This window comes from Rhodococcus globerulus (assembly GCF_019334125.1).
Classification (GTDB): Bacteria; Actinomycetota; Actinomycetes; order Mycobacteriales; family Mycobacteriaceae; genus Rhodococcus_F; species Rhodococcus_F globerula.
In genome coordinates, this window is the sequence record NZ_CP079698.1 from 6,220,300 (window position 1) to 6,235,085 (window position 14,786).

Below are 14,786 nucleotides of genomic sequence, written 5' to 3' on the forward strand. Positions count from 1 at the left end.
TCATGACTGCACACGTCGCAACAACCCTGCGCGGCATCCTGTGGTGGATCCGTTCGGTGATGGGCGATCTGGACTACGCCCGGTACGTCGAACACACACGGCGGAACCACACCGATGCGCCGGTTCTGAGCGAGCGTGAGTTCTGGCGTCGACGTCACGCAGCAGCGGACAGCAATCCTGGTGCCCGCTGCTGCTGACTGACGATCAGGGGCAGGCTGCCTTGGCCAGAGAGTAAATGTGGTCGGCCTGCTCCTGAGTCGGAACAGTTCCGTTGTTTTCCGCCAGAGTGATGATCTCTGCCTTCACTTCTGCCTCGTCGGTGCCCTTGGCGACTTCGTCACACGTTGTCGTCAGGATCTTCTCGATGTCCGCGTCATCACGATCAGCCGCCAACGGCGCGTACGCACCGCGGAACGTTGCCACGAACAGGGCAGATTTTCCCTGATCGATGGCATTGCCCGCTGACTCTTTTGCAGTCTCGAAAGCCTGCTGCCCACTGGTGATCGCGCTGTTGACCTTGTCCTGTGCATCGTTCGTCTGTTCCTCGCTGCACGCGGTGAGACCCAGAACGACGATTGTTGCTGCCACAACTGCTGCTGCAATTCTCATAACGGAAATGGTAGCCGCGCACCGACGCCGCCAGATACCGATCAACCGTTAGCGTCGCGCGTACTGCACCAAATCGGACAGCGTTACGATCAGGCAAGCGAAACCACGTCAATTACATCGGCGGGGAGAACCCCACGCCGACCGAAAGGACGATCAGTGAGCGAGCAAGGCAACGAGGTAGCTGGGCCGACTCCCGTGCGTACACGCGACCGCGGCGAGATCATCGGACAGGGCGGCCTGTGGCTCGCCAAATGGTCGTTGGTGCTGGCATCCATTTCGATCGGCGCGTTGATTTTCGGCTGGCTCGTCGAAAAGCTGTGGGTAATCGTGCTGCCCGTGGCTCTGGCGATCGTCCTTGCGACTGTCATGTGGCCGCCAACTCGCGAAATGGTCAAACGCGGATTACCGCCGGCAGCCGCTGCCGGCATCACCCTGCTGCTGTCGATCGGAGTGCTCGCAGGTGTGATCGCCGGGATCATCCCGTCAGTAGTCGGGCAGGCCCCTGAACTCGCGAACAAGACAACCGAGGGCATCAACCAAGTTCAGGACTGGCTCCAAGGACCGCCGCTGAACTTGCAAGACGATCAGATCGACAACGCCATCCATTCAGTTGTCGCCAAGGTCCAGGAAAGTGGAACCGCTATCGCCTCAGGCGTTTTCAGTGGCGTGAGTACCGCTGGTTCCCTTCTCGTCACCCTGGGCCTCGTTCTGGTCCTGTCGTTCTTCTTCATCAAGGACGGCCCGCGGTTCATCCCGTGGCTCCACGCGGTGGGCGGCGGAAAGGCCGGACGGCACCTCGAAGAAGTTCTGACGCGCATGTGGGACACCCTTGGTGGATTCATCCGCACCCAGGCTCTGGTGAGTCTGATCGACGCAGTGTTCATCGGCGCCGGACTGTTGATCCTCGGCGTCCCTCTGGCACCCGTGCTCGCGATTCTCACCTTCATCGGTGGCTTCATTCCGATTGTGGGCGCATTTGTTGCCGGCGCCCTTGCGGTGCTGGTTGCGTTGGTAGCCAACGGCCTGACCACGGCGATCATCGTGTTGATCATCATCCTGCTGGTGCAGCAAATCGAAGGAAACGTCCTTCAGCCTGTCCTGCAAAGCAAGTCGATGAAGCTCCATGCCGTTATCGTGCTTCTCGCCGTCGCGGCGGGTAGCTCCCTCTACGGAATCATCGGCGCATTCCTCGCAGTCCCCGTGGCCGCTGTCGCCGCCGTCGTCATCCGCTACATCGGCGAGCAGATCGACGAACGCGCCACCGACAACGAACCTATGCCGAAGGGCGACGCGGCCGACCTGGTCGAGCAGTCCGAGAACGGTGCAAACACCGCCGGAGACCAGAAGGCCTGATCAGCCGGCAATCAGTTCTACCGAGGAGCCTGCACGTCCCCGAATGACGTGCAGGCGACTCGGGATTCGCTGTCGCATTTCGTCGACGTGACTGACTATCCCGACAACACGTCCACCGTCGCGAAGTTCGTCCAGTACACCCATCACCGAGTCGAGTGTGTCTGCATCGAGCGTTCCGAATCCCTCGTCGATGAACATGGTGTCCAGCACAACGCCACCGGATTCAGCCGCAACAACATCGGCAAGCCCCAATGCCAAAGACAGCGACGCCAAGAAGGACTCACCGCCCGACAGCGTTTTTGCCGACCGCACGACGCCCGTGAAATCGTCACGGATATCAAGCCCGAGCCCACCCCGGCGACCACGGGATCCGGCTTCGTCACTGTGAACGAATTCGTATCGTCCACCGGACATTCGACGCAGGCGAACCGACGCGGACAGTGCAACTTCCTCGAGTCGCGACGCCAACACATATGACCGCAATGACATCTTGCGGTTGTTCTGCCCCTTGCCCGCGATCACGTCTGCCAGCGCCGCCAACTCGTCGTGGCGCGCACGCTGCGGCGCGATTGCCTCGTAGGCTTTCTCGAGTTGGCCGTTGAGCCGCTCGAGGTCCGAAACCCGATTCTCGGCCAAGGACGCCGCTGCCACAGCCTCGTTGACCGCCGCCGCGCATTCACGCGACACCAGTGCTGGTCCATCCACATCCACGGTCGCAATATCAGCCGTAGCAGCAACATCCGGATCGTCGAGAACTGAACGCGCAGCGACTCTGCGATCACGTGCCCGGGCAATGTCAGCCTCTAGAGCCGCGATACGTGCGGGCGTCCGGACAGCTGCCAGCGCGGCCGGAGCCGACTCGAAACCAGCGGAGCGTGCCGCATCCACCAGTTTTGCCGACAACTCGACAGCTCGAGCCTGTGCTCGGGCCGCGTCGTCGCGGGCTTCCGAAGCCGTCACAGCTGCGTTTGCCCAGGTCTCGAACCGGGCCCGCCTGGCGGAGATGCTCGAATCCTCGCCCGCTGCAGAGACAATCGCGGCACGAATCTCCTGCGCTCGCAGCGTCAGAGCAGAGATACGCTCGATGACTGTGGCCGCCTCCGTGGCCAACGCTGCGGACTCCTGCTCGAGTGTGTTGTCGCGGCCGCTGAGTTCCGCTGCCTTTGCAGCCAAATCGGCTGCCCGACGCGCCATGGATGTTGCACTCTCGAGCGCCGCTTGTGCCCACTCTCGCACTGCCTCGAGTTCCGTGACATCACCGTCGCCGCCGCGGGCGATCAAACGCTCGATCTCCAACGCCAGAGCGCTCTCCTGCTCGAGAACGACCGTCAAAGCACCTTCTGCGGCGCGTTCGAGAACTGCGGCTTTCTCCACGTCCACCTCGGTCACGGTGTCGGTTCCGGGCTGCGCAAGTGCGGGATGCTCCGGAGAACCACACACCTGGCACGCGTCACCCGGTTTCAGTGAACCGGCCAGTTCCGCCGCCATTCCCTCGATACGCGTTTGCACGCGATCAAGCCAGCGACCGCGCGCCGCTTGATGGGCGTCCCGCGCATCAAGCACTGTGCCGCGCATTGCCTCGGCCCTTGCCCGCACACCAACGATGTCGCGCGCAGCCGAAGCACTGTCCGCCGCCGCTGCGTAGGCAGCTCGAAGGCCCGGCAACGACGCTTCGCAGCGCTGCGCATCGGCGAGTTCCGATGCGGCAGAGCTCAATTGTTCCGGCAGCTGCGCGCGCTGGCGGGCGATATCCTCGGTACGGGCGATCATCTTGGCGTGCCGCGCCGACAGTGTGCCGATCTCCGACTCCGCCGCATCCGCGATCCGCGCCTGCTCGGCCACCGAATCCAGTCGCACGATCTCGTCTCGCCAGTCTCGGACCTGGGCCAAGACCTCGCCGCGTTCACCGTCTCGCGCCGGCCACCCTCCCCCACCGAAGATGTCGGGACCGCCGTGCTCGGAGTAGAGCGTCACCGCCTTCTCAGCCTGTGCGAGTGCCGACGCCATTGCCCGTTGCGCCGAATCCGAATCCTGAGAGATTACCGAAACCGGTTGCGCCCGTGTGGCTGTAGCCAACTCGTCTGCAATGACCGCCAGGTCTGCCGAACCCTCGTCCAGTGCAATGATCTCTGCGCGCGCACGGTCTCGACGACGCACCAAATCCGCAGTACGCTCGGCAACCCCGAGAATTCGGTTTGCCTCCGCTGCAGCAGCTTTGGACTTCTCGAGTACTCCGTTTGCCAGATCGCGGCCGTCTTGCGCCTCCGCGAGCAACTTGCGCGACCATTCGAGCGGATGTGCTTCCGCTCCCACTTCCAAACCCGCCGCAGTCTCGACGCGCGCAAGTAAGACCTGCACGGCCTGCTCTTTGTCGGCGAGAGCGCTGGCACTGGCTTTCTTCTTCTCGTCGAACCACGCCTCGACCGACACAAATTTCTTGGTGTCGAACAGTCGCTCGAGCAGCTTGCCGCGCTCCTCGTTCTCGGCGCGAAGGAATTTGGCGAACTCCCCTTGTGGGAGCAGAACAACCTGGAAGAACTGATCGGCGCTCATTCCCATCAGTCGGTTGATCTCGTCGCCGATATCCGGAATTCGCGAGAGGTTCTCGCCGCGGCCGTCGAGCCACGTCAGAGTTGCCTTGGCGTTCTCGACGATCGAACCGGATCCACGTTTTTTCGGACGCGAAAACTCGGGACTACGAACAAGTTTGAGGCGTCGACCGCTGATGGTCGCTTCGAGCGTCACCTGCGGTACGGACCCGACCGGAGCATGATCGGACAGCAACCGCTTGCCCTCGTTTCGAGCACCGGGCACGCGGCCGTACAACGCAAAGGCCACGGCGTCGAGGACAGTGGTTTTGCCCGCGCCGGTATCACCGTGCAACAGGAAAAGTCCGTCGGCCCCCAGCCTGTCGAAATCGACCGTGACGGCGTCAGCGAACGGGCCGAAGGCCCTGACCTCGAGCGTATGAAGTCTCACGCGCTCACGCCCAGTTCAGCTGTGGCTTCGTCGGCTCGATCAGCCGAACCGAGTGCAGCTTTCATCAGAGAGATTTCGCCCTCGGTAGGCTCGCTGCGGACCGCGGAAACAAACCCCCGGGCGATTTCGATATCGTCTCGACCACGCACTGCGTCGCGGTATTTGAGTTCCGAATTACCTTCTGGCCGCTGCCATTCGAGATGAACGGCAAACGGGAACCTCGTGTGCAACGCGCGCATCGCATCGATCGGGCGAACCGGATCGGTAAGCAGCGCCGAGACGTAACAATCCTCGGCATCGTCGTAATCCGACGAGCTCAGCAACACCTCGAGGGTGCCCGTCAACTGTCGCAATCCCCGAACAATCGGAAGATCGAGACGCGACGTCGAGACGAGGCCGCTGCCGTCGAGTTCAACCAACAACGCCGCTTTCCTATGGCTGCGCTCACCGAACGAGTACGGCAAAGGCGAACCTGAATACCAGACCCGCTCCGACAACATCTGCGGCGAATGGAGATGCCCCAGCGCGACGTAATCGACACCGTCGAACTCCGCTGCCGACACCGTCTCGACGCCACCCACAGAAATGGAACGCTCCTCACCCGTCGCCTCGCCGCCGACTACAAAGGCATGTGCCAAAAGCACCGACCGGGTTTTCGGGTCACTCTCTTGCCGACCCGTCAGGTCTGCCCGCACCCGGGCCATAGCCGCCCCGAGAACGTCCGAGTGGCTACGCGCACGGGGCACATCCAACTCAACTCTCGTAATCTCCGGTTCGAGATACGGAATTCCGTAGAACACCACGGGGCCGAACTCGTCCTCGGCCACAACCGGTGAATCGACCTGACCAACTCGAGTGATCAGATGCAGCCCGCCGGCCGCGGCAAACGACGCACCGGCACCCAAGCGCACGGCCGAATCATGATTGCCGGACGTGGCGACGATGATCGCCCCGGCATCACGTATGGCCTCGAACCCTCGATTGCACACCGTGACCGCGTCGGAACTGGGAATCGAGCGATCGTAGATATCCCCCGGAACAACCACGACGTCCACGCCGTGCTCACGGACCAGAGCCGCAATGGTGTTCAACACACTCGCCTGATCGGCCAACAAGTCCACACCATGGAAAGTGCGACCTATGTGCCAATCGGACGTGTGCAGGATCTTCATTCCAGTGACGGTAGAGGACCCCACCGACAGATAAACCCGAAGCCACGACCGGCACAAACACTGCTCACACCGAGAAAGCGGCTAATGTCAATGTGTGTCTGCAACCCAACGTGCTCGCTCCGGGGTACCGCTGGACAAACGATCTCTGGTCGTCACAGTCCCCGGCCTGCCCTGGTGGGGAGTCATTCTGCTCGCTGCCGGAGTCACTTCGATCGGTGTCCTGATCGATGCATCCGGCGGTGGCGGCGAGCTGACCTCCGTCTTCTCGACGTTCTACTTCCTCGGTTGCCTGTTCGCCGTGGTTGCCGCCGCAAACAAGTCACTGTTCACGGCGATGGCGCAGCCCCCACTCCTGCTTCTGGTCGCGGTACCGGTTGCTCAGACCCTGATCGGCAAGGAAAACAGCACTTCACTCCGCGACATTGCCATCAACATCGCATACCCGCTGGTAGACCGCTTCCCCGTCATGCTGGCTACCAGCATCGTGGTCCTGATTATCGGCTGCCTGCGTTACTTCCTGCTGCAGCAGCGTCCGACGGGTCCGGTTCGATCCACCCGAACCCGGCGCGACACGCCGCCGGCCAAGAGCTCACGTAGTACGGGCGACGATTCTGCGCAACGTCGTCGCCGTCGGCCGGAACCGAGCCGACCGGATGCCGCAGAGGCAACGGACCTGATCCCGCCGCAACCCCGGCGACGCGAGGCCGATCGCCCGGCGTACAGCGAACGTCCCGTCTACAACGAGCGGCCGTCGTACCGCCCGGCTGCCGCGCCTGATCGCACACCACCGCGTCGTAGCTCCGCTCCCGTCGACCACGATCGCTACCAACCAGACCACGATCGCTACCAACCGCCGCGACGCAACCAGCCGGTCAGCGAGCGGAGCGACTCCCCTTCGTACGAGCGCCGCGAGTACCCGTCGTACGGAGAGCGTCGTACAACTGAAGCCGGTCGACCCTCCGAAGAACGCATGGAACCGTTCTTTGCCTCGGGTGGGGCCGACGACGTGCCGCTCCCCCCGCGTCGGCGCCCAGCGGGCGCGGACCTGCCGGCCTACCCGGCTCCGCGCGTGCGTTACCGCGACCGCGACGAAACGCCGACCTGACGCACTTGTACCAAACGAAAAACCCCGAACCTGTGTGTGCTGGTTCGGGGTTTTTCGTAGCGACTACTAGGTGCGAGCTGCTCGCAGCTCGCGCGGGAGCGCAAACACCAGCGTCTCGTTGGCTGTTGTCACCGACTGCACATCCTTGAAACCATGATCTGCCAGCAGGTCGATCACTCCGCGAACCAGCACCTCCGGGACGGAAGCGCCGGACGTGATTCCGACCGTCTCGACGCCCTCGAGCCAGCTCAGATCAACTTCACGGGCATAGTCGACCAGGTACGACGCCCGGGCGCCCGCACCGAGTGCGACCTCGACCAACCGAACCGAGTTCGAGGAGTTGCGCGAGCCGACCACGATCACCAGATCGCATTCGGGCGCCATGGCCTTGACCGCGACCTGACGGTTCTGCGTCGCGTAGCAGATGTCGTCGGACGGCGGATCCTGCAGATTCGGGAAGCGATCTCGCAGACGAGCGACAGTCTGCATCGTCTCGTCGACGCTCAACGTGGTCTGCGACAGCCAGATCACTTTGTTCTCGTCGCGGACAGTGACCGCATCCACAGAGTCGGGGCCGTCGACGATCGTGACGTGGTTGGGTGCCTCACCTGCGGTGCCTTCGACTTCCTCATGGCCTTCGTGGCCGATGAGCAGGATGTCGTAGTCGTCTCGTGCAAACCGCTTTGCTTCCTGGTGCACCTTGGTGACCAGTGGGCACGTCGCGTCGATGGTGCGCAGATTGCGTTCGGCAGCCGATTCGTGGACGGCCGGTGAGACGCCGTGCGCGGAGAAGACCAGAAGGGAACCCTCGGGAACCTCGTCGGTTTCGTCGACGAAGATCACTCCCTGATCTTCCAACGTCTCGACGACGTGACGGTTGTGAACAATTTCCTTGCGCACGTAGATGGGCGCGCCATGCTTTTCCAGCGCCTTTTCGACGGTCTCCACCGCCCGGTCGACGCCGGCGCAGTAGCCGCGTGGCTCAGCGAGAAGTACCCGCTTGCCTGTGCCCTTGCGAATGGACGCCGAATCCGCGGAGTGCGCGATACCGAGATTGAGAGGAACAGCCGAAGACATGGCACCAGCCTACTGGCAGCTTCCTTGTGCAACACTTCGGCGAAGGTCTACCTCCGCGCTAGCGCCGAGTCGGCTACCGATTGTCGGTGCTTTACGGCAAGCTGTTGGAATGATTCGACCCCCGTTCGTGGCACGTGTGGCTGCAGGACTCGCCGTCACCGCGTTGGAAGAAGCCAAGAAGCTTCCGGAAACCGCAGTCGCCCTGCCCATGACCGCCGTCAGTCAGATGCTTCAGACGAGCATGCGGCTACAGCAGTCCATCACGTCGCTCGCAATCAAGGGCGATCAGGCGTTTGCGCTGCTCAGCTGGTCCGGCGACGACGAGCAGCCGGAGTGGGCCGTTTTCGACGAGGACGTGAAGCCGTCGTCGCCGAAGACTCGGGAGAGCCCGACCAACGCCGGACGGTTCGCTCTCTACTCGGTCGATCCCACAGCTGATACCGCGCCCCAACCGGACGCGGAGGCTGATCTCGACAGTGATACCGATAACACTGCTGCGTCGGAACCGCCCATTGTTGCCGAACTGGACTACGCCAACCTCACGCTCGCGGAGCTGCGTGCCCGCATCAAGTCGTTGAGTGTCGAGAACCTGACGACGCTGCTCGACTACGAGAACGCAACTCGTTCGCGCGCGCCGTACGTCACCATGTTGACCAACCGCATCACCACAGCCAAGGCAAAGTGACTTCCGCCCAGCGTCCGCCCGCACAGCAACGCCCGACAGGTTCGGGTGCCAGCTCCCCCGAACAACCGTGGCCGGTTCGTACCGTCTCGGCCAAGGTCGCAGGATGGATCGACCGTCTCGGCAGCATTTGGGTCGAGGGCCAGATCACCCAGATCAATGCGCGCCCCGGCACCCGGACGGCGTTTCTGATTCTTCGTGATCCGTCAGCTGACATGTCGTTGTCCGTGACGTGTTCACCGCAACTACTGCACAACTCTCCCGTCCCGTTGACGGAAGGTTCTCGGGTAGTGATGTTCGGGAAGCTCTCGTTCTACACCGGACGCGGCACCGTCTCGCTGCGCGTAACCGAGATCCGGGCCGTCGGCATCGGTGAACTGCTCGCGCGCATCGAACGACTACGCGCACTGCTTGCCGCCGAGGGGCTGTTCGATCCCCGGCTCAAGCGTCCGTTGCCGTTCCTGCCCGGGACAATCGGGCTGATCACCGGACGAGCCAGTGCTGCCGAGAAGGACGTCGTGTCCGTCGCCCATCGTCGCTGGCCCGCTGTCGCAATTGCTGTGCGCAACACAGCAGTTCAAGGTCCGACAGCCGTGCCTCAGATCATCGAGGCGTTGAAGGATCTCGACGCGAACCCCGACGTCGATGTCATCATCCTCGCGCGCGGCGGCGGAAGCGTCGAAGATCTGCTTCCGTTCTCCGACGAAGCGTTGTGCCGGGCCATCGTCGCCTGTACGACGCCTGTCGTCAGCGCAATCGGCCACGAACCCGACAGTCCGTTGAGCGACCACGTCGCCGACCTTCGCGCCGCCACCCCTACCGATGCTGCCAAGCGGGTAGTTCCCGACGCCGTTGCGGAAGCAGCGCTGGTCTCCGAACTCCGCGATCGCAGTGCCGCAGCGCTACGCAGCTGGGTCAAGCGCGAATCGCACCTCATCGAGCAACTGCGCACCCGCCCCGTGATGGCGTCGCCGCTACTGGCCATCGACCGTCGGGCCGAGGAAATCGAACGACTCCAAGCCGCAGGCCGACGCGATGTCACCAGGCTGATCGACTCCGAATCCCGAACCGTCGAGCACTTGCGGGCACGCCTGACAACTCTTGGTCCGGCAGCCACACTGGCCCGGGGCTATGCCGTGGTGCAGCGCATCATCGCCGACGGAGATCCGGAAGTGCTGCGCTCGGTCGAGGATGCGCCGCCCGGCACGCAGATACGAGTTCGACTTGCAGACGGCGCTGTTCGCGCCGCAGTAATGGGAAGAGAAAAATGAGCAACGCCGAGAACAACCCCGCAGACGTCGACATCAGCGAACTCGGGTACGAAGCTGCCCGCGACGAACTGGTGGGCGTCGTGAAGATCCTCGAGCAGGGCGGCCTGGACCTCGACGCCTCGTTGGCCCTGTGGGAGCGTGGCGAAGCGCTCGCCAAGCGCTGTGAGGAGCACCTGGCGGGCGCTAGGGCTCGCGTGGAGACGGCACTGTCCGGGTCGGACGAGTAGAGGCTGTCCGCGTCGGACGAGTAGCTAGGGAACGATCGGCTCGGCCTGGCCGGCGTTGCGCGCCAAGGTCGTGAAGTCCTCGGCCGGAGCGGCGCCGGTGATCAGGAGACGAACTCCGTCGACGTCGGTAACCCAGATCGATTCGACGCCCTCGCCGCCGAAGACGTTCCAGGTATGGCCGTCGATGTCCTCGACACCCGTCGCGAAACGCTGTCCGCCTGCTACGTAGGACACCAGGGGGAATTCTTCGGCATTGCTCTGCGTCAGCTGAATGTAGCTACCGTTGGTCGTGATGAATCCCACAGTGCTGGAATCGCCGCCGCCGTCGCCGGTGATCACTTTCCGACTACCCGAGTTCGGAGTCCAGCCCTCGGGAACTTCAGGCTTGCGGATCGGGAAACCCAGTTCCTTGGCGTCGTAGTTCAGCGCTGCGTCGATGTCGACGCTCGGGATCGGTCCCTGAGTGGGGCCTCCGGGGCTGAACGTGCACTGGCTGGCGATGCCCGCGATGATGATGCAAAACAGCACCAGCGGTACGAGAGACCAGACCATGTCTTTGTTGTCTTCGAGAATGCGGGGTTTCTTCGATGCCACACTCCCAGTATCCAGGTACCGGCCGCTTGTAACGATTCCCGGTACCCCTAAGCGTGACAAATCACCACGCCCCTGACCCAGCAGCGCACACAGTGGCTCCCATCTGGGACAATCACGCCTGTAGAAACCACTTGCGTCGACACACCCCGTCGACCGCGACCGCGCCAGGAGGCACCGCACATGACGGCCAGCAGCATTCATCGTGAGACCCCGGACCGTAACCTTGCTCTCGAATTGGTCCGAGTCACCGAAGCCGGCGCGATGGCTGCAGGTCGCTGGGTAGGACGCGGCGACAAGGAAGGTGGCGACGGAGCTGCCGTCGACGCGATGCGTCAGCTCGTTTCTTCGGTGTCCATGCGCGGCATCGTTGTGATCGGCGAAGGCGAGAAGGACGAAGCGCCGATGCTGTTCAACGGCGAAGAGGTCGGCAACGGCGACGGCCCGGACTGCGACTTCGCTGTCGATCCGGTTGACGGAACCACGCTGATGTCCAAGGGCATGCCCAACGCCATCTCGGTGTTGGCTGTTGCCGAGCGCGGCGCGATGTTCGATCCGTCTGCTGTGTTCTACATGGAGAAGATCGCTGTCGGACCGGACGCTGCAGATGTCATCGACATCAGCGCGCCGATCGCCGAGAACATCAAGCGCGTCGCCAAAGTCAAGAAGGCGTCGGTCTCCGACATCACGATCTGCATCCTGGACCGTCCTCGCCACAACCAGCTGATCCAGGACGTTCGCGACACGGGCGCTCGTATCCGCCTGATCTCCGACGGTGACGTTGCCGGCGCTATCGCCGCAGCGCGTCCGGAGTCCGGCACCGACATGCTCGTCGGCATCGGCGGCACCCCTGAGGGCATCATCGCCGCTGCGGCCATGCGCTGCATGGGCGGATCGTTGCAGGGCAAGCTGGCTCCCACCGACGACGACGAGCGTCAGAAGGCCATCGACGCCGGTCACGATCTCGATCGCATCCTGACCACCGAAGATCTGGTCTCGGGCGAGAACGTCTTCTTCTGCGCCACCGGCGTCACCGACGGTGACCTGCTGCGCGGTGTCCGCTACTACGGCGGCGGCGCCAGCACGCAGTCCATCGTGATGCGCAGCAAGTCCGGCACCGTCCGCATGATCGACGCGTACCACCGCCTCGAGAAGCTCCGCGAGTACAGCTCGGTGGACTTCGACGGCGAAGAGGGCGCGGTTCCGCCGACGTTCTGACAGGCTCCGCCCTGTGCGCCTTTCTGGTAGTCACCGCTACCAAAAAGGCGCACAGGGGCCGAAGGCCCCTACTCTGGAACCATGACGGAAAGCAACGAACAGCAGTTCCGGATCGAACACGACACCATGGGTGAAGTTCGGGTGCCCATCGACGCACTGTGGCGAGCGCAAACCCAACGCGCAGTCGAGAATTTCCCGATCAGCGGCCGACCTCTCGAACGCACTCAGATTCGTGCGATGGGCCTTCTCAAAGCCGCGTGTGCGCAGGTCAACAAAGATCTTGGCCTGCTCGACGCGGACAAGGCCGATGCCATCATCTCGGCAGCCAATGAAATCGCCGACGGCAAGCACGACGATCAGTTCCCCATCGATGTCTTTCAGACCGGCTCCGGCACCAGTTCCAACATGAACGCCAACGAGGTCATCGCGTCGATCTCACAGGCCAACGACGTGGATGTGCATCCGAACGATCACGTCAACATGTCACAGTCCTCCAACGACACCTTCCCGACGGCCACGCACGTCGCAGCGACGGAAGCCGCGGTCACGGATCTTGTTCCGGCTCTGGAGCATTTGCACGCTGCACTCGCCGCGAAGTCCGCGGAGTGGAAGTCCGTCGTCAAGTCCGGACGCACCCACCTGATGGACGCAGTTCCGGTGACCCTCGGCCAGGAGTTCGGCGGTTACGCCCGCCAGATCGAGGCAGGCATCGAACGAATCAAGGCAGCGCTCCCCCGACTCGGCGAACTACCGATCGGCGGCACCGCGGTGGGTACCGGACTCAACGCGCCGGACGGATTCGGGCCCAAAGTTGTTGCAGAACTGGTCAAGTCGACAGGCGTCGACGCATTGACCCCGGCAAAGAACAGCTTCGAGGCGCAGGCTGCCCGTGACGGACTGGTGGAAGCGTCAGGCGCCCTGCGCACCATTGCGGTCTCACTGACGAAGATCGCCAACGATATTCGCTGGATGGGGTCGGGACCGTTGACGGGCCTCGGCGAGATAGCGCTCCCCGACTTGCAGCCGGGTAGCTCGATCATGCCGGGCAAGGTCAATCCGGTTCTGCCGGAGGCTGTTACGCAGGTAGCCGCACAGGTGATCGGAAACGACGCGGCCATCGCGTGGGGCGGCGCTGCCGGCGCTTTCGAGCTCAACGTCTACATCCCGATGATGGCACGCAATCTACTCGAGTCATTCACGTTGCTGGCCAACGTTTCTCGGTTGTTCGCGGACAAGTGCGTCAGCGGTTTGGTTGCGCATGAGGAACACCTCAAGACTCTCGCCGAGTCCTCGCCGTCCATCGTGACGCCACTCAACTCGGCTATCGGATACGAGGAAGCCGCGTCCGTTGCCAAGCAAGCATTGAAGGAGAAAAAGACGATTCGGCAGGTTGTGCTCGAGCGCGGACTGGTTCCGGACAAGCTCAGCGAAGCCGAGCTCGACAAGCGCCTCGACGTGCTCGCGATGGCGAAGGTCAAGGACTAACCCACCGGCCCCGCGGCGGTTCCGCATTCGGGAACCGCCGCGAGGCACAGGTCAGTCAGTCACTCCGCGACAGCCCGCCACTCGTCCGTGCGCTCGGGAGTTGCCTCCGCCAGCGCCTTCAACGTAGCGTCGCGACCAAAATCCTTGCCGTAGACCGGAGTTCCCGGCTGCTGACGCCACGAGTCTTCGATAGTGCCCGCATCGACGGGGTCGAAGCCGAGCTGATTGATCAGGTCGAAGACAACCTGCTTCTTCAGCTCGTCGTCACCGGCGATGGGGAGCGCGATGCGGCCGCTCGACCCTTCCGGTAGACCCTTCTCGAGCAGGTGCTTCCACCAGATTCCGTTAAATGCCTTGAAGACCGGAACTCCGAGGCGCTCTTGCACCCAATCGCTTTCTGCCTGACCGTCTTCGATTGCGGCGATCAATCCGTCTCGCTGCTGCGGGTAGTAGTTGTTGGTCTCGATCACCGGAGCGCCGTCGGCAGCGCCCGCGAGAATGCCGGCGGGAAGGTCCACGACGTTCTTCTGCGGGATGCTCACGATCACCAGGTCTGCACCTTCGGCGGCTTCGGTGTTCAGTACCGCTTTTGCACCGGTTTCCGCCTCGAGGTCTGCCAGAGTGTCGGGCGTCCGAGAGTTCGAGACGCGCACGTCGTGACCAAGCGCGGTCAGCCTGCGGGTAAGCGTTCCACCGATCTGACCAGCTCCGATAATTCCGATGCGCATATTCTTGTGCTCCTTCGTCGAGTGTCGCGACACTCCGCGACTGCTGCATGCCTCAACAACGGATCACCGCGGGCTAATTCCGCACCGGCACATTCAATTCGCACTGATTCAAATGCTTGCCTTGGGCCGCGTGGGGCGCGCTGTTCACAGCTCGGCACAAAAAGGCCATTTTCGGCCATCAATGCCCTCTGGCCTAAAATGGCCAGCAAAAATGGGCGTTTTGTGCCTCCCCGCCCGTTATCGTCACTGCGTGGTCACTAACCGTGGCCGCACCGCCCTCCCGGCGGAA

The 14,786-nt window shown here is 63.0% G+C and carries 14 protein-coding genes; 8 read left to right on the forward strand and 6 right to left on the reverse strand.

Annotated features, from left to right (window positions below):
• Window positions 1-2 precede the first annotated feature (2 nt).
• Window positions 3-197 carry a YbdD/YjiX family protein gene (locus tag KYT97_RS28285; RefSeq protein ID WP_141486266.1) on the forward strand — a complete coding sequence of 65 codons (195 nt, stop codon included), beginning with the start codon at window positions 3-5 and terminating at the stop codon, window positions 195-197.
• A 7-nt stretch (window positions 198-204) separates the two neighbouring features.
• On the opposite strand, the gene KYT97_RS28290 is transcribed toward KYT97_RS28285, so the two are convergent.
• On the reverse strand, window positions 205-609 hold the full coding sequence (locus tag KYT97_RS28290; RefSeq protein WP_033234492.1) for a hypothetical protein: 405 nt from the start codon (window positions 607-609) through the stop codon (window positions 205-207).
• A 156-nt stretch (window positions 610-765) separates the two neighbouring features.
• Between KYT97_RS28290 and KYT97_RS28295 the strand changes: the two genes are divergently transcribed.
• The gene (locus KYT97_RS28295) at window positions 766-1,962 is read left to right on the forward strand and encodes an AI-2E family transporter (RefSeq protein ID WP_116102088.1); all 1,197 of its coding nucleotides are present in this window, start codon (window positions 766-768) and stop codon (window positions 1,960-1,962) included.
• Here KYT97_RS28295 and KYT97_RS28300 read toward each other — a convergent pair whose 3' ends face one another.
• Window positions 1,963-4,941 carry an AAA family ATPase gene (locus tag KYT97_RS28300; RefSeq protein ID WP_219111371.1) on the reverse strand — a complete coding sequence of 993 codons (2,979 nt, stop codon included), beginning with the start codon at window positions 4,939-4,941 and terminating at the stop codon, window positions 1,963-1,965.
• Window positions 4,938-6,113 carry an exonuclease SbcCD subunit D gene (locus tag KYT97_RS28305; protein ID WP_219111373.1) on the reverse strand — a complete coding sequence of 392 codons (1,176 nt, stop codon included), beginning with the start codon at window positions 6,111-6,113 and terminating at the stop codon, window positions 4,938-4,940. Before KYT97_RS28305 ends, KYT97_RS28300 begins: the two co-directional genes overlap by 4 nt.
• 94 nt (window positions 6,114-6,207) lie before the next feature.
• On the opposite strand from KYT97_RS28305, the gene KYT97_RS28310 reads away from it, so the two are divergent.
• Window positions 6,208-7,218, forward strand: a complete 1,011-nt coding sequence (locus KYT97_RS28310; protein WP_141486269.1) for a DUF6542 domain-containing protein — start codon at window positions 6,208-6,210, stop codon at window positions 7,216-7,218.
• A gap of 66 nt (window positions 7,219-7,284) precedes the next feature.
• Here the strand turns inward: KYT97_RS28310 and KYT97_RS28315 are convergent, their stop codons facing one another.
• The gene (locus KYT97_RS28315) at window positions 7,285-8,295 is read right to left on the reverse strand and encodes a 4-hydroxy-3-methylbut-2-enyl diphosphate reductase (RefSeq protein WP_033234497.1); all 1,011 of its coding nucleotides are present in this window, start codon (window positions 8,293-8,295) and stop codon (window positions 7,285-7,287) included.
• Window positions 8,296-8,404: 109 nt separating this feature from the next.
• Between KYT97_RS28315 and KYT97_RS28320 the strand changes: the two genes are divergently transcribed.
• Genes KYT97_RS28320 through KYT97_RS28330 form a run of 3 tightly spaced genes read left to right on the forward strand, consistent with a single transcriptional unit; the run spans window position 8,405 to window position 10,475 of the window.
• Window positions 8,405-8,980: a lipid droplet-associated protein gene (locus KYT97_RS28320; RefSeq protein WP_033234498.1), complete on the forward strand. Its 576-nt coding sequence runs from the start codon at window positions 8,405-8,407 to the stop codon at window positions 8,978-8,980.
• A complete protein-coding gene (gene xseA, locus KYT97_RS28325; protein ID WP_219111375.1) occupies window positions 8,977-10,248 on the forward strand; it encodes an exodeoxyribonuclease VII large subunit in 1,272 nt (423 codons plus the stop codon). The genes KYT97_RS28320 and xseA overlap by 4 nt, the downstream gene beginning before the upstream one ends.
• On the forward strand, window positions 10,245-10,475 hold the full coding sequence (locus KYT97_RS28330; RefSeq protein ID WP_033234500.1) for an exodeoxyribonuclease VII small subunit: 231 nt from the start codon (window positions 10,245-10,247) through the stop codon (window positions 10,473-10,475). Before xseA ends, KYT97_RS28330 begins: the two co-directional genes overlap by 4 nt.
• A 24-nt stretch (window positions 10,476-10,499) precedes the next feature.
• On the opposite strand, the gene KYT97_RS28335 is transcribed toward KYT97_RS28330, so the two are convergent.
• Window positions 10,500-11,069, reverse strand: coding sequence for a DUF4245 domain-containing protein (locus KYT97_RS28335; RefSeq protein WP_045069392.1), 570 nt, complete (start codon window positions 11,067-11,069; stop codon window positions 10,500-10,502).
• A gap of 180 nt (window positions 11,070-11,249) precedes the next feature.
• On the opposite strand from KYT97_RS28335, the gene glpX reads away from it, so the two are divergent.
• Both glpX and KYT97_RS28345 read left to right on the forward strand, forming a co-directional pair.
• On the forward strand, window positions 11,250-12,284 hold the full coding sequence (glpX, locus tag KYT97_RS28340) for a class II fructose-bisphosphatase (protein ID WP_219111378.1): 1,035 nt from the start codon (window positions 11,250-11,252) through the stop codon (window positions 12,282-12,284).
• A gap of 81 nt (window positions 12,285-12,365) precedes the next feature.
• A complete protein-coding gene (locus KYT97_RS28345) occupies window positions 12,366-13,769 on the forward strand; it encodes a class II fumarate hydratase (RefSeq protein WP_219111380.1) in 1,404 nt (467 codons plus the stop codon).
• Between the two features lie 59 nt (window positions 13,770-13,828).
• On the opposite strand, the gene KYT97_RS28350 is transcribed toward KYT97_RS28345, so the two are convergent.
• Window positions 13,829-14,530 (reverse strand): NADPH-dependent F420 reductase, encoded by a 702-nt coding sequence (locus KYT97_RS28350; RefSeq protein WP_255285230.1) that lies wholly within the window; start codon window positions 14,528-14,530, stop codon window positions 13,829-13,831.
• Between the last annotated feature and the right edge of the window lie 256 nt (window positions 14,531-14,786).